The sequence below is a fragment of the Pseudomonas sp. SA233 genome, from assembly GCF_054792385.1.
This window is the reverse complement of the sequence record NZ_CP096450.1, coordinates 57247-75143: the sequence shown is the minus strand read 5'-3', so window position 1 is coordinate 75143 and position 17897 is coordinate 57247. Positions and strand designations below refer to the sequence as shown.

Annotated in this window: 16 protein-coding genes and 1 pseudogene; 7 read left to right on the top strand and 10 right to left on the bottom strand. The window is 60.7% G+C overall.

Annotation, left to right across the window (positions count from 1 at the left end; translation table 11 throughout):
• Positions 1–4 precede the first annotated feature (4 nt).
• Positions 5–940 (bottom strand): recombinase family protein, encoded by a 936-nt coding sequence (locus M1D87_RS26830; protein WP_003089068.1) that lies wholly within the window; start codon positions 938–940, stop codon positions 5–7.
• A gap of 216 nt (positions 941–1156) precedes the next feature.
• Between M1D87_RS26830 and M1D87_RS26825 the strand changes: the two are divergent.
• Positions 1157–1540 (top strand): annotated as a pseudogene (locus tag M1D87_RS26825) (transposase); the annotation flags it as partial.
• Between the two features lie 288 nt (positions 1541–1828).
• Here M1D87_RS26825 and M1D87_RS26820 read toward each other — a convergent pair.
• From M1D87_RS26820 to M1D87_RS26805, 4 genes are read right to left on the bottom strand one after another with little or no spacing between them, the layout of a single operon-like run.
• Entirely contained in the window at positions 1829–3064 is a 1236-nt protein-coding gene (locus tag M1D87_RS26820; protein ID WP_003089075.1) for a TolC family protein, read from the bottom strand.
• On the bottom strand, positions 3064–3366 hold the full coding sequence (locus M1D87_RS26815) for a DUF3240 family protein (RefSeq protein ID WP_003288512.1): 303 nt from the start codon (positions 3364–3366) through the stop codon (positions 3064–3066). Before M1D87_RS26815 ends, M1D87_RS26820 begins: the two co-directional genes overlap by 1 nt.
• On the bottom strand, positions 3359–6442 hold the full coding sequence (locus tag M1D87_RS26810) for an efflux RND transporter permease subunit (RefSeq protein WP_003089077.1): 3084 nt from the start codon (positions 6440–6442) through the stop codon (positions 3359–3361). The genes M1D87_RS26815 and M1D87_RS26810 overlap by 8 nt, the downstream gene beginning before the upstream one ends.
• Positions 6442–7554 carry an efflux RND transporter periplasmic adaptor subunit gene (locus M1D87_RS26805; protein WP_023628708.1) on the bottom strand — a complete coding sequence of 371 codons (1113 nt, stop codon included), beginning with the start codon at positions 7552–7554 and terminating at the stop codon, positions 6442–6444. The genes M1D87_RS26810 and M1D87_RS26805 overlap by 1 nt, the downstream gene beginning before the upstream one ends.
• 336 nt (positions 7555–7890) lie before the next feature.
• Between M1D87_RS26805 and M1D87_RS26800 the strand changes: the two genes are divergently transcribed.
• From M1D87_RS26800 to M1D87_RS26785, 4 genes are all read left to right on the top strand, one after another.
• Positions 7891–8874, top strand: coding sequence for an IS5-like element IS2000 family transposase (locus M1D87_RS26800; RefSeq protein ID WP_013973047.1), 984 nt, complete (start codon positions 7891–7893; stop codon positions 8872–8874).
• A 240-nt stretch (positions 8875–9114) separates the two neighbouring features.
• Positions 9115–9789 (top strand): heavy metal response regulator transcription factor, encoded by a 675-nt coding sequence (locus M1D87_RS26795; RefSeq protein WP_003288515.1) that lies wholly within the window; start codon positions 9115–9117, stop codon positions 9787–9789.
• Positions 9786–11180 carry a heavy metal sensor histidine kinase gene (locus M1D87_RS26790; RefSeq protein ID WP_144000657.1) on the top strand — a complete coding sequence of 465 codons (1395 nt, stop codon included), beginning with the start codon at positions 9786–9788 and terminating at the stop codon, positions 11178–11180. Before M1D87_RS26795 ends, M1D87_RS26790 begins: the two co-directional genes overlap by 4 nt.
• A gap of 124 nt (positions 11181–11304) precedes the next feature.
• The gene (locus tag M1D87_RS26785; protein WP_003089081.1) at positions 11305–11511 is read left to right on the top strand and encodes a hypothetical protein; all 207 of its coding nucleotides are present in this window, start codon (positions 11305–11307) and stop codon (positions 11509–11511) included.
• A 98-nt stretch (positions 11512–11609) separates the two neighbouring features.
• Here M1D87_RS26785 and chrA read toward each other — a convergent pair whose 3' ends face one another.
• Entirely contained in the window at positions 11610–12977 is a 1368-nt protein-coding gene (gene chrA / locus M1D87_RS26780) for a chromate efflux transporter (RefSeq protein ID WP_016713063.1), read from the bottom strand.
• The gene (locus tag M1D87_RS26775; RefSeq protein WP_023095846.1) at positions 12970–13911 is read right to left on the bottom strand and encodes a chromate resistance protein ChrB domain-containing protein; all 942 of its coding nucleotides are present in this window, start codon (positions 13909–13911) and stop codon (positions 12970–12972) included. The genes chrA and M1D87_RS26775 overlap by 8 nt, the downstream gene beginning before the upstream one ends.
• Before the next feature lie 158 nt (positions 13912–14069).
• Between M1D87_RS26775 and M1D87_RS26770 the strand changes: the two genes are divergently transcribed.
• Entirely contained in the window at positions 14070–15374 is a 1305-nt protein-coding gene (locus M1D87_RS26770) for an MFS transporter (protein WP_003089087.1), read from the top strand.
• An 80-nt stretch (positions 15375–15454) separates the two neighbouring features.
• On the opposite strand, the gene M1D87_RS26765 is transcribed toward M1D87_RS26770, so the two are convergent.
• From M1D87_RS26765 to M1D87_RS26755, 3 genes are all read right to left on the bottom strand, one after another.
• Complete coding sequence (locus M1D87_RS26765) at positions 15455–15577, bottom strand: hypothetical protein (protein WP_016713062.1); 123 nt, start codon at positions 15575–15577, stop codon at positions 15455–15457.
• A 61-nt stretch (positions 15578–15638) separates the two neighbouring features.
• Positions 15639–16319: a hypothetical protein gene (locus M1D87_RS26760; protein WP_003089089.1), complete on the bottom strand. Its 681-nt coding sequence runs from the start codon at positions 16317–16319 to the stop codon at positions 15639–15641.
• A gap of 12 nt (positions 16320–16331) precedes the next feature.
• Positions 16332–17069, bottom strand: a complete 738-nt coding sequence (locus M1D87_RS26755) for a HupE/UreJ family protein (protein ID WP_003089091.1) — start codon at positions 17067–17069, stop codon at positions 16332–16334.
• A gap of 511 nt (positions 17070–17580) precedes the next feature.
• Between M1D87_RS26755 and M1D87_RS26750 the strand changes: the two genes are divergently transcribed.
• The gene (locus tag M1D87_RS26750) at positions 17581–17886 is read left to right on the top strand and encodes a metal-sensing transcriptional repressor (protein WP_003089094.1); all 306 of its coding nucleotides are present in this window, start codon (positions 17581–17583) and stop codon (positions 17884–17886) included.
• Positions 17887–17897 lie beyond the last annotated feature (11 nt).

Genomic DNA, 17897 nt, shown 5'->3' with positions numbered 1-17897 from the left:
AGCCCTACCACCTGCGCTCGGTGCCTTCTTCCCAGGCATCCGCCTCGATGAAGCAGTTGCGCATGTCGGCTTCCTGGCTGATCTCGGTCAGCAGGTCGTGCACGGTCTTGTCCAGCTCGTCGTCGCTTCGATACGAAATGGCCAACTCGTAGTGGCCCGACTCCAGCCGTTTCATGCCGTAGGGTTCCAGGCAGTAGCGCTCGATGTTCTCCTTGGCCCGTTTCCGGCCGCGCACGAACTTGCTGTTATTCACCACCGCCAGGCGCAGGGTGACGGTGGCCACCCGCTCGACAGCGGGCGGCTCTGCCGGCGATGACGACGAGGCCGTGATCTGCTGATCGCGTGACCGGGCGCTCTTCTGGTATGCGCCGATCTCGACACCCCGGTGGCGCAGGTAGCTGTACAGTGTGCTCTTGGAGATGTGTAGCTTCTCGCCGATGGCGCTGACGCTCAGGCGACCCTCGCGGTACAGCGTTTGCGCCGCCATGGCGGTGGCCTCGGCCTTGGCGGGCAGACCCTTGGGACGGCCACCGATCCGGCCCCGCGACCGTGCGGCCGACAGGCCCGCCTGAGTCCGCTCGCGGATCAGCTCGCGCTCGAACTCGGCCAGCGAGGCGAACAGGTTGAACACCAGGCGGCCTTGGGCATGGGTGGTGTCGATGGGGTCATTCAGGCTCTGCAAGCCGACCTTACGCTCTGCCAGCTCGCCGACCAGCTCGACCAGGTGCTTGAGCGAGCGCCCGAGGCGATCCAGTTTCCAGATCACCACGGCATCACCCGGACGCACGTTGGCCAGCAGTTTGTCCAGTTCCGGACGGGCGCTTTTCGCGCCGCTGGCGATGTCTTGGTAGATGCGTTCGCACCCGGCCTGTTTCAGGGCATCGACTTGTAGGTCGGCTTTCTGATCCCGAGTGCTCACTCGCGCATAACCGATCTTCATCAAAAGTACCGTTTACTCGACTACGTTAGTAATAGTTGAACTTTGATAAAGCGTACCAGTTATTTGAACCGTAGCGTGGGGAGCTTAACGAACCGAGCCATTCCTCGATAGAGTTCGGCAAAACCTTGGTTTTCCCGAACTAACCAGACGCCACAAGGGTTTGCGGGCAGGCGCTGGGCTTAAGTGCACTTTCTGTTCCGTTGCTCCCCAAACCCCGATATCACCCAGGTCGACAAACTGCTGCACGGTAACGAGAACGTCGTCTGCGCCGATGCCGGCTACACCGGCGTCGAAAAGCGCCCCGAACATGCGGGCCGCGAAGTGATCTGGCAGGTCGCAGCACGCCGCAGCACCTACAAGAAGCTCGATAAACGCAGCGCCCTGTACAAAGCCAAGCGCAAGATCGAGAAGGCCAAGGCACAAGTGCGAGCGAAGGTCGAGCACCCGTTTCGAGTGATCAAGCGCCAGTTCGGTTACGTGAAGGTGCGCTTCCGTGGCCTGGCCAAGAACACCGCTCAGCTGGTGACGCTGTTCGCGCTGTCGAACCTATGGATGGCGCGCCGACATTTGCTGACTACCGCAGGAAAGGTGCACCTGTAATGCGGAAAATGGCTGCTGCGAGGTGCTCGCGGCGGCCAAAAACGGAGAACTGAGCGGGTTACCTGGTCGATTTTGATCGACGGCCCGCTTTCAAAAGCAGCAAGGGCTGAAGTCGACCGGAAATACAGGGTTACTTCAGACCTTCCCTTATTGAGATAGGACGGCCGTTTATTATTCAGCTGTGGTCACTGGCCGTTTCCTATCATTGCTGCCGAAAACTAACCGGAGCATGAGTAACTCATTACGATTCTGAAAGGTTGCCCGGCCTATGCCGGGCAACGCAACAACTCAGCTTTCGTCCAACCCCCATATCCAGTGGGCATCGATCAACAGCGACAGATGGGTGCGCAGCGTATCCGCGTGGGCCTGCAGGGCGCTGGTAGACGATGCGACGGCTTGCCGGCGAGCCAGCAACAACGACTGCAGATCCACCTCGCCCAGTTCGTAGGCACGCTGCATCTGTGCTTCGTTCTGGGTCATGGCAGCGGCGCCATCCTTCGCGATCAGGTAGCTCTCGTAAGCACCTGAAGCCAGTTCGACGTCACGGGCAATCCCGGCTTCCAGCTCGCGTTTGGCCAGGTCGACATCCTCGCGAGCCGCATTCTCCTGGGCCAGCGCCTGGCTGTAGCGAGCACTGCGCGACCCGCTGGGGATCGGCATGCTGAAGCTGACACCGTAGATGCGCTCACGGTTGCCCTGCTCGGAGGCGGTGAATACCCCCAACGTAGGATCCGGCACCCTGTCAGCCTTCGCCCGGGCCGATTGCCCCTGATTTCTCAGCAGAGAGGCTTCGACCCGACGCAGCACATCGCTTTCGGCCAGGATCCGCTCGCGCCAGGTGTCGTACTGACCGAGTTCGGCCGAAGGAATGGGCAGATCAACCACTTTGCGCTCGATGCCAGGGAAGCGCCGCGACAGTGTTGCCCAGCTCGCAGCGGCTTTTATCTTGGCTTCGTTGCCTTGTCGCAGTTGCTCGGCCACTTCCGCCTTGACCAGGCTTACATCCAGCTTAGAGGCGTCACCCGCACGGTTGCGTTTTTCCGCCGCCGCCAGGCTTTCCTTGGCTGAGGCCAGGCCTTTATTGGCGATGGTGAGCGCGTGCTCCGACACCAGCCAATCCAGCCACAGGGTCATCAGTTCCCGCGCGGCTTCATGACGGACTTCGCCATAGGTGGCATCTGCCAATCGCAGCGTTGCCGAACTGATGTCCTGGTCGGCACTGGCCTTGCCAGGCAGGCGCACCGTGCGCTCGATACCCACGTTCCATTCGTTGTAGTTGGGGCCAGCGTCGGTACGCCGTTGCTGGCCGATTGCCGTGGCCGTCCATTCATAAGGCGAACGCCGGATGATGCCAGCCTCCAGCATGGCGGCATCCATGCTGGAGCGTGCCGAGGCCACGCGGGGATCGGCGTTGAGCAGCGACACCACCAGCGGCTTGGGCAGAATGTTTGCCGGAGCGGCAGGTTGCGCCACGGCCGTGCCACACACACTGATCAGCAGAGCCAGGGGAACAAGGCGCTTCATCACACGAACTCCCCAAAGTTACTGACCTGGACCGTCCAATAGCGCAGCCCGGTATTTGGAAACTCCTCCTTGAGGGATTGCAGCACCTCCGTGAGTTGCTGCCGTTCCACCACGAGTTGGATCTGCACAGCCTTGGCCCGCCCCATGACACGCTCCATCGGATTGAGTGCCGCGGTGGACAGCCCGTGCGCCGCAACCGGTGTGCTGGTGAAGATCTGGTTCCCCGTCACGACCAGGAGGTGGTCGATGAGCTTCTCCTCCAAGCTTGGGGTGCAGAGCAGCGTCAACCAGGTATCAGGCATCTTTGGCCTCCTTTTTCGCGTGGGCGAATCGCAGATAGAGAATCGGGAGCAACATGAGGGTGAGCGCGGTGACGGTGATCAAACCGCCGATCACCACGATGGCCAACGGCCGCTGGATCTCGGAGCCGGGCCCGGTAGCGAACAACAGTGGGACCAGACCGAAGGCGGTGATCGAGGCGGTCATCAGTACCGGGCGTAACCGGCGACGGGCACCCTGGAGCACCACTTCCCGCAGTGGCAGGCCTTCGCCATGCAACTGGTTGAAGTAACTGACCAGCACGATGCCGTTGAGCACCGCGATACCCAACAAAGCGATGAACCCCACCGACGCTGGCACCGAGAGGTACTCGCCAGTGACCCACAGCGCGACGATGCCGCCCACCAGGGCGAAGGGGATGTTGCTGAGGATAAGCAACGCCTGGCGCACGGAGCCGAAGGTCGAGAACAGCAGGACGAAGATCAGACCAAGCGCCACGGGAACGACGATGGACAGCCGGGCAGCCGCACGCTGCTGGTTCTCGAACTGGCCGCCCCAGCTGATGCGATAGCCGTTGGGCAGTTCCACCTGCTGAGCCACCAGCGCCTTGGCCTCCTCGACGAAGCCGACCAGGTCACGACCGCTGACGTTGGCGATCACCACGCTGTAGCGGCTGCCCATTTCCCGGTCGATCTTCACCGGGCCATCGGCACGCTCCAGTCTCGCCACGCTGCTCAGCGGAATGGTCTGGCCATCCGGCGTGGTGATCCGCACCGCGTTGAAGTCCGCCGGCGACGTGCGCACCGACTCGTCCGAGCGAATGAGGATCGGCGTGCGCTGGTTGCCTTCGATCACCAGGCCGGCCTGCTGGCCTTCGATCTGCACGCGCAGTGCATCCTGGATGGCCTCGACGCTCAGGCCGAAACGGCCAGCCTGCAGCCGGTCGATCTCCACGCGCAGATACTGCACACCGTCGTTCTGCACGGTGTAGACGTCCTGGTTGCCCTGCACAGTCTTGAGCAGCGACTCGATCTTGCCGCCCAGTTGGCTCAGGGTGCCCAGGTCAGGGCCATAGATCTTCACGGCGAGGTCGCCGCGCACACCGATGATCATCTCGGAGACGCGCATCTCGATGGGCTGGGTAAAGCTGTAGCCGATACCCGGCATTGGATCGAGCACCTTGCGGACCTCGTCCATCAGCTCTTCCTTGGTGTCCATCCGCCATTCGCTCATGGGCTTGAGCAGCAGGTAGGTATCGGTCTGGTTCAGGCCCATGGGATCAAGACCGATCTCGTCGGAACCGGCCCGCGCCACGATGCCCCGGATCTCCGGGACCGCTGCCATCAGCGCGGTCTGGATCTTCTTGTCCAGCTCGGCCGTCTGTTCGAGGCTGACCGATGGCAGTTTCTCGATACCCACGATCAGGTCGCCTTCATCCATGGTCGGCATGAAGGTCTTGCCCACCTGGGTGTAGACCAGGCCAGCGACGACCAACATGGCGCCAGCGATGATCGCGATCAGTTTCTGCCGGCCAAGCCCCCACTCCAGCACCGGGCCATAGATGCCCAGCAGCTTGCGGGCAAGCCAGGGGTCTTCGTGCTTGACCTCGCGCAGCAGGTAGGAGGACAGCACGGGGATCACGGTCAGCGACAGCAGCAACGATCCCGCCAGAGCGAAGACGATGGTCAGCGCCACCGGGACGAAGAACTTGCCTTCGAGGTCCTGCAGGGTGAGCAGCGGCAGGAACACCGTGATGATGATCAGGATGCCGGACGTCACCGGTACCGCGACCTCGCGCACCGCCCGGTAGATGATGTGCAGACGCGGCAGCTTGCCACCGGAAGGATCGGTGGCCAGACGCTGGACGATGTTCTCGACCACCACCACCGCGGCATCCACCAACATGCCGATGGCAATGGCCAGCCCTCCCAGACTCATCAGGTTGGCGGACATGCCGACGAAGCGCATCAGGATGAAGGTGATCAACGCCGCCAGCGGAAGTACCAGGGCAACCGTCAGCGCTGCGCGAACGTTGCCGAGGAACAGGGCCAGCAACACGATGACCAACACGGTGGCCTCGATCAGCGCCTTGGACACAGCCCCTACCGCTTTATCGACCAGCGACGAGCGATCGTAGAAGCTGGTGATGGTGATGCCTTTCGGTAGTGTGGCCTCCAGTTCCTTGAGCTTCAGTTGCACACCGGCGACCACTTGGCGGGCGTTGGCGCCAGCCAGGCCGAGCACCAGGCCTTGCACAGCCTCGCCCTTGCCATCCTGGGTCACCACGCCGTAGCGGGTCAGGGTGCCAAGGCGAACCTCGGCCAGGTCGCCAACCCGCACCGGGCTGGAGCTGTTGGAATTGACCACAACGGCCCGCAGGTCATCCAGGGTGCGGATGCTGCCCTCGCTGCGTACCAGCAGGACTTCGTCACCTTCACCCAGTCGGCCGGCACCGTCGTTACGGTTGTTGGTGTTGACCGCGTTGGTCAGCTGCTCAAGGCTCACGCCGCTGGCAGCCATGCGGATGGGATCTGGCAGTACCTCGAAGGTCCTGACCTGGCCACCGAGGGAGTTCACATCCGCCACGCCAGGTACGGTACGCAGCGCCGGCCGGATCACCCAGTCGAGCAGGCTGCGACGTTCGACCAGAGACAAGGTTGTACCGTCCACCGTGAACATAAACATCTCGCCCAGCGGTGTGGTGATCGGCGCCATGCCGCCACTGATGCCGTCCGGCAGGCTGTCGCTCAGGTTGCCGAGACGCTCGGAAACCTGTTGCCGCGCCCAGTAGATGTCAGTGCCATCCTGAAAATCGATGGTGACATCGACCAGGCCGTACTTGGTGACCGAGCGCAGGATCTTGGTCTTGGGAATACCGAGCATTTCCACTTCGATCGGCACGGCAATCCGGCTTTCAACTTCTTCCGGGGTCATCCCCGGTGCCTTCATGATCACCTTGACCTGGGTGCTGGCCACATCAGGGAAGGCATCGATGGGCAGCCCACGGTAGGCATACCAGCCCGCGCCGGTCAGCAACAGCGTCGCCAGCACCATGAACAGGCGCTGGGACAAAGAGAATTGGATAAGACGGCTCAGCATCACTCACCGTCCTCTTCAAGCCAGGCGCCTTTCAGCGCAATCACGCCGGCGACGGCAACCTGGTCCTGTTCGCTGATGTTGCCCTGGACACGGACCAGTTGCCCCGCGCTGGCTTCGACCTTGACCGGGCGGGCTTCAAAACCGTCGGGCGTGCGGACGAACACCACGGAGTCGGTCTTGTTGCGAGCGACGGCAGACAGAGGGATGTCCCAGGATTTGCCAGCGGCCTGAACCGGGATCTCCACGGTGACGAGCTCGCCGGGACGCAGGGCGCCGTTGGCATTTTCGATTTCGGCGCGCAGCACCACGAACTGGCTGGTAGCCGAGAGGGTCGGGCTCAGGTTGATGACACGCCCATTAATGCCCTTGTCGACCACCGTTACGCCCGCGCCCGGCTGAATGCCAATACTGGCCGCGGCCGGAATCTGCACGTCCAGCCACAGCGCATCGACCTGGGTGATGTTCAGCAGCGACGTGGCACCGTCGACCCGCTGGCCGGGCCGGACCGAGATGTTGCTGACAATGCCGTCCTGAACGGCGCTGAGGGTGATCCTGTCGGAAGGAATCCCGGAGCGGATGACCTGCTCGATCATGGCCGGGGTCATTCCCGCCAGGGCCAGTTCGGCCTTGGTCTGCACCAGAGTCGCTTCCGCTTCCTTCAGCGTTGCCTGGGCTTCCTGCGCCCGACGCTGCGGAATGATGCCCTCATCGAACAGCTTCTGTTCCCGGGTGTAGGCCTGCCGGGCCAGCGTGGCGCGGGCAGATGCCTGCAACAGCTGGAGCTGGAGCTGGCTCATCGCCGGACTGGACAGGCGCACGACCGGCTCGCCTTTGCGAACGGCCTGGTACTCGCCCACCAGCAGTTGCACCACCACACCTTCAAGTGGGGAACTGACGATCTGCTCCGCTTTCGGAGGCACGACAACCTGGCCGGGATATCGCGTGCTGACCGTCTGTTTCATGCTTTGCACAGCAGACGTCTTGATACCCAGCGCTTGAATCTGTTCATTGGCGACAGAGAACTTCTCAGCACTCATGGCAGGCCCTGAAATAATAAAAGCGATGGCGAAAGAGAGCCCCTTTACACTGCGCAGATAATGTTCGTTATTCATCGAAAGTTCCCCGTGAAGCGCCATGACATGGGCATGCTTTAGACCTGTCTTTGAGGATTTTTAAATCGCAAGGCGAGCGCGGTCGCAGGACACACATGAGTAACCCACTCGTCTGCTGCACCCTTTGCATGGAAGGAGATTGTCGTAGACTCCTCTACAGGTTCGATTCTAGAGGGGGGTGACTATCAGGAACGTTACCGCTGAATTACAAATTTGAAGGATTCCACCTCCCTCCTGATTTTCGTTTTAAGGATTCTCCGATCAAGTCAGCACAGGCCATCTGACCTGTGCTGAAATAGCCCTCCGTCCAACTGCCTTCTACAAGTCCGCCATCCCATGAGTCAGATGAGCTTTTCCGATTTCGAGTACGCCGGCAAGCGCAAGCAAACCCGTCGCGAGCGTTTCCTGGCCGAGATGGAACAGGTGGTACCGTGGAGTGGACTGGTGGCGTTGATCGAGCCTCACTACCCAAAGGCTGGCGGTGGCCGCAAGCCTTATCCTCTGGAAACCATGCTGCGCATTCACCTGCTGCAGAATTGGTTCTCTTTGAGCGATCCCGCCATGGAAGAGGCGCTGTACGAGATCACTTCGATGCGCCAGTTCGCTCGTCTGACGCTCAGCGCTCCGATCCCCGAAGACACGACGATCATGAACTTCCGGCACCTGCTGGAGAAGCATCAGTTGGCAGCCGGCATTCTGGAAACCATCAACAATTACCTGCAAGACAAGGGCCTGTCGTTGCGCCAGGGCACCATTGTCGACGCGACCATCATCCACGCGCCCAGTTCGACCAAGAACAAGGAAGGCAAGCGCGATCCTGAAATGCATCAAACGAAGAAGGGCAACCAGTACTATTTCGGCATGAAGGCCCACATCGGCGCGGATGCTGAATCGGGTCTGGTGCATCACGTTCATGGCACCGCCGCGAACGTAGCTGACGTGACGGAGGTCGCTCAGCTATTGCATGGCGAAGAGAATGTCGTGTGTGCGGATGCGGGTTACACAGGCGTGGAAAAGCGGCCAGAACACGAGGGACGGCAGGTGATATGGCAGGTCGCTGCCCGCCGCAGCACCTACAAACACTTGAGCAAACGCAGCGTGCTCTACCAAGCCAAGCGCAAGATCGAAAAGGCCAAGGCGCAAGTGCGTGCGAAGGTGGAGCACCCGTTCCGGGTGATCAAACGCCAGTTCGGCTATGTAAAGACTCGTTTTCGCGGCTTGGCCAAGAACACGGCGCAACTGACCACGCTGTTTGCCCTGTCGAATCTGTGGATGGTGCGCCGGCAATTATTGCCTGCTGCGGGAGAGGTGCGCCCGTGAGTCCGGATAACCAAGGCTTTGCCTTGGTTATCCAATAATCAGCGACTGAAAAGCGGGCTTTTCGGCATCCCTAAGCCGCCCATTTCCGACTGATGAGCAACTTGTTCGGAGTTTCCTTAAGATTGATTCATCGATGATCACCATGCTGGTTCGGTGCATGAGGCAATGACACTTCAAGAAATAAATGAATATTTTTTTATTTGACACCCGAATACTTTTTTAATTTGAGATAAACAAATAATGCGTGTTCTAGTAGTGGAAGACGAAGCCAAAACTGCCGAATACCTTCAGCAAGGGCTTACCGAAAGTGGCTATATCGTTGACCGGGCAAGTAATGGTGTCGATGCGCTGCACCTGTTCCAGCACAACACCTACGGCCTGGTCATCCTGGATGTGAACCTGCCCAAGGTGGACGGCTGGGACGTGCTCGACACGATCCGCAAGACCAGTCGGGTTCGCATCATCATGCTGACCGGTCGTGGCCGCCTGCACGACAAGCTGAAGGGCCTGGACGGCGGCGCCGACGACTATCTAGTGAAGCCGTTCGAGTTTCCGGAACTGCTTGCCCGCATCCGCTCGCTGCAGCGGCGTGGCGACAAGGTGGTGGACCACCCGACCTTGCGGGTCGCAGACCTTGAGCTGGATCCGGGTCGCCACCGCGCGTTCCGGGGTGACCTGCGCGTCGAGCTGACTACCAAGGAATTCGCCCTGTTGCGCCTGCTCATGAGCCACCCAGGGGAAGCCCTGACCCGCTCGCAGATCATTTCCCTGGTCTGGGACATGAACTTCGACTGCGATACCAACGTGATCGACGTGGCGATCCGGCGCCTGCGCGCCAAGATCGACGATCCGTTCGAGAACAAACTTATCCACACCCTGCGCGGTGTGGGCTATGTGATCGAGGAGCGTTCATGAAGCGCTTCAGCCTGGCCGCCAGGTTGGGACTCAAAGTCGGCTTGATGAGCGTGATACTGCTGGTGCTGCTCTCTATCGTGGGCTACCTGATGCTCGGCCAGGCGCTGGAGCGCACGGCGCAAAGCAGCCTGATCACCAAGATGGGTGGCATGGCCCATAACCTATCGACCGTCGCGGATCTGTCCGAGGTCACCGCAGACTCCCACCAGTTGGTCGACCTTGCGATGGGCCACAACAAACTGTTCGTCAGCATTTTCGATACGGCAAACAGCCGAATCCCCCTGCTGACCATCGGCTCGAAGAAGATAACCACCGAACTCACCAGCTTTCCTGCCAACGATCAAGTGGAGTTCTACGAGTGGAACAACGAACTGGGCATGCCCATGCTCAGCGTTTCCCAGCTCATGCGTCTGGCTGACGGTACCCAGGTCGGTGTGTACATGACCGTGGATGAATCCTCCGATGCCGAATTGCTCCGGGCGATGCTGAGCTGGGCCCTGATGGCGTCACCCTTCATCCTGGCGCTGATCATGGTCGTGGCCTGGTGGACGGTACGCCGGGGCTTGCTGCCGCTTACGCGCTTTCTGAAAGTCGCGTCGAAGATCTCCACCGACAACATGCAGCATCGGCTGCCTACCGACCGCTTGCCGATCGAACTGCTGGAGCTCGCGGACGGCATCAACTTTATGCTGCACCGCCTGGACGGTGGCGTGCAGCAGCTATCGCAGTTCTCGGACGACCTGTCCCACGAGTTGCGTGCTCCGCTCACTAACCTGATGGGCAAAGCACAGGTGGCCCTGTCACGACCACGCAGCTCGGAGGAGTACCGTGAGGTGCTGGAATCCTGCGCCGAGGAGCTGGATCGCATGAAAAGCATGGTGGCCGACATGCTTTTCCTGGCACATGTCAGCCAGCCTGCAGCCTTGGTGCAATTCGAGACGGTGGCACTGGTCGACGAGGTGCAGAGGGTCAGTGACTTGTTCAGCCTGAGTGCCGAAGAGAGCGGCGTTCGGCTCGATGTGTCAGGCAGTGTCGATGTGATCCAAGGCAATCGCCTGATGATTCAACGGGCAGTGTCCAATTTGCTCTCCAACGCCATTCGCTACTGCCCACAAGGGCAGGCTGTAGTGGTGAAGGTTCACCGTGAGCAGGAGCACATCAGGCTCAGCGTAGGCAATCCAGGCCAAGGTATTCCGGAAGAGCACCTGCCTCATCTGTTCGAACGCTTCTATCGGGTCGACAAAGGGCGTGCGCGCAGCGAGGGAGGCACAGGCCTCGGGCTTGCCATCGTGCGATCGATCATGAGCCTGCACCAAGGCGTGGCGAAGGTAGAAATAACGGGCTCGGGCTTTACCTGGTTCCACCTGAGTTTTCCGGTGAACCGTCTCTGAGCCCAAGGCGTCTTTCAACATTGTAATTCGCGCCTCACGTTGTCGTCAGAGACGCTTCTTTAAGCTTCAGGGGTATCGAAAATCTCACGATCCATTGAGATCCAAACCCCTGGAGTTTCTGAAAATGCGACTGACCCAAGCGCTTCTCATCGGTGTACTGGCTGTTGGTGTGACGACACCGGTATTTGCCGAAGATGGCTACGACCGCTCGATCGAATTCAACAAGAAATTCCGCGAGGACCAGAAACGCCTCTGGGGTGAAAAAGACACCGCAGACAAAGCCAAACCGGCAGAGACCAAAGAAAAGGAAAACGCTAAAAGCCCATCCTAGGCTCATGGATGTGCTGTTTCTCTACTTCCTCCTTCCCCCTCGATCTTGAGGCAGGCGCTTGACCGCCTGCCCCGGATCACCCTCAAGCGGCATCCTCCTCAACGCATCGACAGCTGGACAGCCAGCCCCGCCAGTGCACTCATCACCAGCACCTGGATCACACCGCGCTTGAAGTAGAACAGGGCAATAGCGGCGGCCGCGGCGATAAGTGCGGAGGCCCACTCGAATCCTCCCCCAAAGCCGTTGGGCCAGAGCACGTGGTAACCGAAGAACAACGCCAGATTCAGGATCACACCTACCACGGCGGCGGTGATCCCGGTCAGCGGCGCTGTGAACTTCAGTTCGTTGTGCGTCGACTCCACCAGCGGACCGCCGGCAAGGATGAACAGGAACGAGGGCAGGAAGGTGAACCAGGTGACCAGCACAGCCGCCACCGCGCCCGCCAGGAACGGATGGTCGGTGCCGAACATCGGGTGGATGTAGCTGCCAATGAAGCCGACGAAAGTCACCACCATGATCAACGGCCCCGGCGTTGTTTCCCCCAAGGCCAGGCCGTCGATCATCTGCGTGGGCGACAGCCAGCCGTAGTGACCGACCGCACCTTGGTAGACATAGGGCAACACCGCGTAGGCACCGCCGAAGGTGAGCAACGCAGCCTTGGTGAAGAACCACCCCATCTGGGTCAGAGTGCCTTGCCAGCCGAAGATGACGGTCAGCAACCCCATGGGGAGCATCCATAGCGCCGCACCGATCAGGATCAGCTTGAGCAGATAGCTCCAGCGGAAACGGGCATGCGCGGGTGGCGGTGTATCGTCATCGATCAGCGCAGGCCCGTAACTGGCCTTCCCGGAGCCATGCTTGCCAGCGGTCACGAACTTGTCCGGCAGCACTTTTCCGCCGATGTAGCCCAGCACGGCAGCGGCCAGAACGATCAGCGGGAACGGGACGTTCAGGGCAAAAATGGCGACGAAGGATGCTGCGGCGATCGCCCATAGCCAGCCATTCTTCAATGCCCGGGAACCGATGCGGTGCGACGCATGAACGACGATCGCGGTGACCGCCGGCTTGATGCCATAGAAGATCCCGGCAACCACCGGAACGTTGCCGAACTCGATATAGACCCACGACAGCCCGATCAGGATGAACAGCGACGGCAGCACGAACAGCCCGCCAGCAATCACCCCGCCCCAGGTCCGGTGCATCAACCAACCGATGTAGGTCGCGAGCTGCTGGGCCTCGGGCCCGGGCAGCAACATGCAGTAGTTCAGGGCATGCAGAAAGCGCTTCTCGCTGATCCAGCGGCGACGCTCCACCAACTCCTGGTGGAGGATGGAGATCTGTCCTGCCGGCCCGCCAAAGCTGATGAAGCCGATCTTCAGCCAGAACAGCAACGCTTCGAACAAGCCCACCGGGGTCGCTGGCTTGAGGGGGGCTTCGCCCGTGGCCAGCGTCGTCGTTTCAGCCATGACCGTTTTCCTCGTTGGCAAAGGCCGCCAGCAGCCCGTCGAAGATGCCGTTTGCCGCTGCCATCAGTTGGTTGTCATCGGTAATGCTCTCGCGCAGGCCCGCCAGGACACGCTCGATGCCGGACGCTTCCGCAGGCTGGCTGCCACCGACATCGAGGTAGTGAACCAGCGCGGCGATGCGTGAAAGGCCTGGAGCCTGCAGCACGAAGCTGTCGATCAGGGTTTCGAAGGTGACGCGGTGCCCGACATGGCTGAACGCGGCGCCATCGAAGTCAAAGCCCAGTGCATCGGCGGGGCAGTCGCTCGGGGATTCCAGCCAGAGGATTTCCGCGCCGCTGTCGATGAAGCGCTGGATGAGCCAGGCACAGGCCAGCCGGTCGACCCAGGGACGTCGACGGGTTGCCCAGCGACGCCCCTGGTAATGACTGTGGTCCAGCAGCGTGACGGGATGATCCTGAATGTGCGGTTCATCAGGTGAGAGGGCACGGCTGATTGCCGTCTCCAGCGCTTCCAGCGCGGTCTCCGTCTGCTGCTTCGCAACGCCGGGGAAGAAGTCGATCAGGGCCAACTGGGCGAAGCTCTTGCGCAGTTTTCTGACCTGGCGAGCGACCTGCAGGGCGTTCTCGGGAAGCAGTCCCTCCCTGCACGCGGCGACTTCGTCGCGCAGCTTGCTGTACTCCTCACTCCGGTCGAACAGGCCGGCGAAGCGAGTTTCTTCGTCCGGGAATGCCAGCAGAAACGCAGTGCCGCCGCTGACCGTCACATCGCGCTCCACGGACTCGAACGCCTCGCGGCCCGCGTCCTGCTCAGGCAACAGGTACACACCGTCGCGCAGCACGGCAGCGCCGCAAGCCTTCAACGCCCGCCAGGCACGCATACGTTCGGTCGCGTTGGCCGTGGGGAGTGCCAACACAAGAAGAAGCCAATTTTTCATGTAGAGAATCAAACATAAAATGTATGAATCTCTACTTTAGCTCTGTTCTCAGGAAAATGCACTGCCGGGATGAGGGTTCGATTCACTCACGTTGACCGTATCCCCCCAGGGGGGATACGCTAGAAACATGAATCACCCGCACTACCCGGAGGTAGCGCATGCTATCCGTTCTAAAAAATCGTACTTATCGACACCTCTTTCTGGCCCAGGTGATCGCCCTGGTGGGCACTGGTCTGGCGACGGTTGCCCTCGGGCTTCTGGCATTCGACCTGGCCGGCGCCCAGGCGGGAGCTGTATTGGGTACCGCGCTCGCCATCAAGATGGCGGCTTACATCGGCGTTGCACCGGTTGCCGCCGCGTTCGCCGAGCATCTGCCGCGCAAGGCGATGCTGGTCACCCTCGATCTGGTCAGGGCAGCGGTCGCGCTGATGCTGCCCTTCGTCACCGAGATCTGGCAGGTGTACGTGCTGATTTTCGTGCTGCAGTCGGCCTCTGCGGCGTTTACGCCAACCTTCCAGGCCACCATCCCTGACATCCTGCCGGATGAGCGCGAGTACACCCGGGCGCTTTCCCTTTCGCGCCTGGCCTATGACCTGGAAAGCGTGATCAGTCCGATGCTGGCCGCGCTGTTGCTTACGGTGGTCAGCTTCCACAGCCTGTTCGCGGGCACGGTGGTGGGCTTCCTGGTGTCCGCCGCGATGGTCGGTACCGTGGTGCTGCCCCTGGCGGCACGAGGACCCAAACGCAGCATCTATGAACGCACCACCAAGGGCATGCGGATTTTCCTGCGCACCCCGCGGCTGCGTGGCCTTCTTGCACTGAACCTGACGATCGCAGCCGCCAGCGCCATGGTCATCGTCAACACCGTGGTACTGGTGCAATCCAAGTTCGCGCTGCCCCAGAGCTCTACCGCCATGGCCTTGATGGCCTTCGGCGGTGGCTCGATGGTGGTCGCCCTGATGCTGCCCAAGCTGCTGGAACGACTGGACGATCGCAAGGCGATGCTGGCCGGCGGTGCCGTGCTGGTAGCCGGTTTGATCCTGGGTACCTTCGTCTCCAGTTACCCGGCGCTGATCCTGTTGTGGCTGGTGTTGGGTGCCGGCTACTCCCTGGCACAGACACCGTCCGGACGCATTCTGCGGCGCTCGTCCTCAGCCCAGGATCGACCTGCGCTGTTCGCCGCCCAGTTCGCCCTTTCACACGCCTGCTGGCTGATCACCTACCCGCTCGCGGGATGGTTGGGGGCAAGCGTCAGCCTGACGGCTTCGTTCATCGGACTGAGTCTGGTTGCCGCCGTAGCCTGGCTGGTGAGCAAGCGGATCTGGCGCCCGGAGTATGAGGAAGACGTGGTAGCGCACAATCACGATGACCTGCCGGAAGACCACCCGCACGTGGCCAACGGCAATGCGCATGCGCACTCGTTCGTCATCGATGACGATCACCGGAAATGGCCAAAGCCATAAAGCCCGCGTTGCACGGGTTCTATCGATGATCTTCGCGTAATCCAGAAAGAAACAGGGCCGCTTTAGCGGCCCTGTTTGCATCACTCGTGCGAGTGGCCGTGACCCGCATCGCCAGACTTCGATTCGGTATCAGTACCACCGCAGGCAGCCAACAGGCCGAGGAAGCTCAGCACAACGAGCGATTTGAGGATTTTGGTAGTCATCTTCAGCTATTCCAATTGAGATCAAAAAGTCGGGGCGAACAACAGGTTCGCCCCGGCGGGATTACTTCTTCACGTTCAGGTAGTCGCCAGTCGTGTTCAGCACGATGGTGACATCGGCGTTGGTGCGGTTACGCCAGAACCAGCCATGGGTGCCATCGAACAGCGCGGTCAGGTCGCCCTTGTCGCCTTTCACCTGACGCCCTTTGCTGTAGCTGTGGAAATCGCCTTGGGCGGCGTTGTAGATCTCACCGTGGGTGTCGTGGTTGACCGGGCCGGATGCGGTCCATTCATAGCTCACAGTGCTGCCCTTGAGCATTTCCAGCTTGATCTCCCGACCTTCGCCTGGCGTCAGGGTTACGGTGACCTGATCGGACTTGGCGTTGGCAGCAGGTTTGCTGGATACGGGAGCCGCGGGCTGAGGGGCTGCTGCCACTTGCTGTACGGGTGGCGCTACCGGTGCAGGTGCCGGTGCAGCAGCAACGACAGGAGCTGGGGCCGGAGCAGCTGCCGCTTTCGACGCAGCCTCGTCAGCCAAAGCCTCGGCAGCGAGGGTGATCTTGATCTCGCCCATTTGCGTCAGGCCCATGGCGCGGCCCAGGCCGGTCGGGTCGACCGCGTATTCCGAAGGCATCACCACGGTGACCAGCAGGCCCATGGCGACAGCCAGGGCAATGACGGTGGAACGAACGAGTTGGCGGCTGCTCGGCAATTCGCTTGCCGATGGGAGTGGAGAATTGAACATGATCAGGAGTCCTTAAGCGGTCAGAAACAGGCCGGAGATCTGGTAACCCATCAACAGGAAACCAGCACTCATCATTGCGACGTTGGCGGTATAGGCATGACGCCAGAAGCTTGGGGTCTGCCTCCAGAAGCCCATCAGGATCAGAATGGCGCTCAACGCCATCAGCTGACCGATCTCCACCCCTACGTTGAAGGCGATCAGGTTGGGGATCAGCCCATCGGGAGAGATCTCGTATTCCTGGATCTTGGTTGCCAGGCCGAAGCCGTGCAGCAGGCCGAAAATCAGCGTGGCGGCCTTGGTGTTCGGCTGATAGCCGAACCAGCGCTGGAAGGCGCCCAGGTTATCCAGGGCCTTGTACACCACCGAGAAACCGATGATTGCGTCGATGACGTACGAGCTGATGCTGACTTCCGTCAGCACGCCGATCAGCAGCGTCACCGAATGGCCGACCGCAAACAGCGTGACGTACAGGCCGACATCCTTCAGCCGGTAGAGGAAGAAGATGACGCCGAACAGGAACAGCAGATGGTCGTATCCCGTGACCATGTGCTTGGCGCCCATGTAGATGAAGGGGATCAGCATGACCCCGGTGCTTTCCTGGATGAAGCCCTTGTCACCCTCGGCCACGGCATGGGCCAGAGCTTCTGGCATGCCGATGAACAGCGAGGCGACGAGCAGGAACAGCAGATACAACAGGTGGCGTGAACGCATGGCGAACAGGCCCCCACCCTTTAGGGAGTGCGAATGCATGGATCAATCCTTTCTTGCAGTGATTGTTGGCCGCAGAGCGGCCTTGGTCAGGAAGCAAGCACAGGACGGGGTGGGCGTTCGATACGGAAGATGGGGGGCCAAGGCACGGAATCGCCCAGCATGGCCAGGTGTACCGAGGCTTCGAAATGACTGGAGAAGTGGATTGCAGCTGGTATCTGAGGCGTTTCGTGCTGGTGATCGGGCGTCAGGGGGGAGTGGTAGTGATCAGAGCACTGCGCACAACTCAGGGACGAGTCGTGGGAGTGATCATGAGTCAGGCTCTGGGCGCTCTTTGCCGTGATTTGCGAGAGGACGGAAAGTGAATAGGCATGACCGGTCCAGGCCAGCAGAAAGGCCATTGCCAAAGCCACGATCATGGTCGCTGAAAGAAAACGACGAGACATCCCAATGCTTATCCGGTTGAAACACGGTGTGAAATAGCGCGTTTGACCCAACCCCCCCAGGGGGATAGCATGCAGAGCGTAAAGTATCGCCGTCTGAGACTCAAGTCATGTCAGAACACGTTCACGACCAACCGCATGGTCACGCTCATACCCACCAGACTCACGACGCCATCATCAAACGCCTCAAGCGAGCGGACGGCCACCTGCGCAGCATCATCACCATGATCGATGAAGGACGTGAATGCGTGGACATCGCCCAGCAGCTCCATGCTGTTGAAAAGGCCGTGTGCCAGGCGAAGCGGACACTGATCCAGGACCACATCGACCATTGCCTGGAAGACTCGGTGACAGCCCTGAGCAAGGGCGACCGTTCGGCACTGGACGAATTCAAGCAAATCACCAAATACCTGTAGGCACGGTGCTC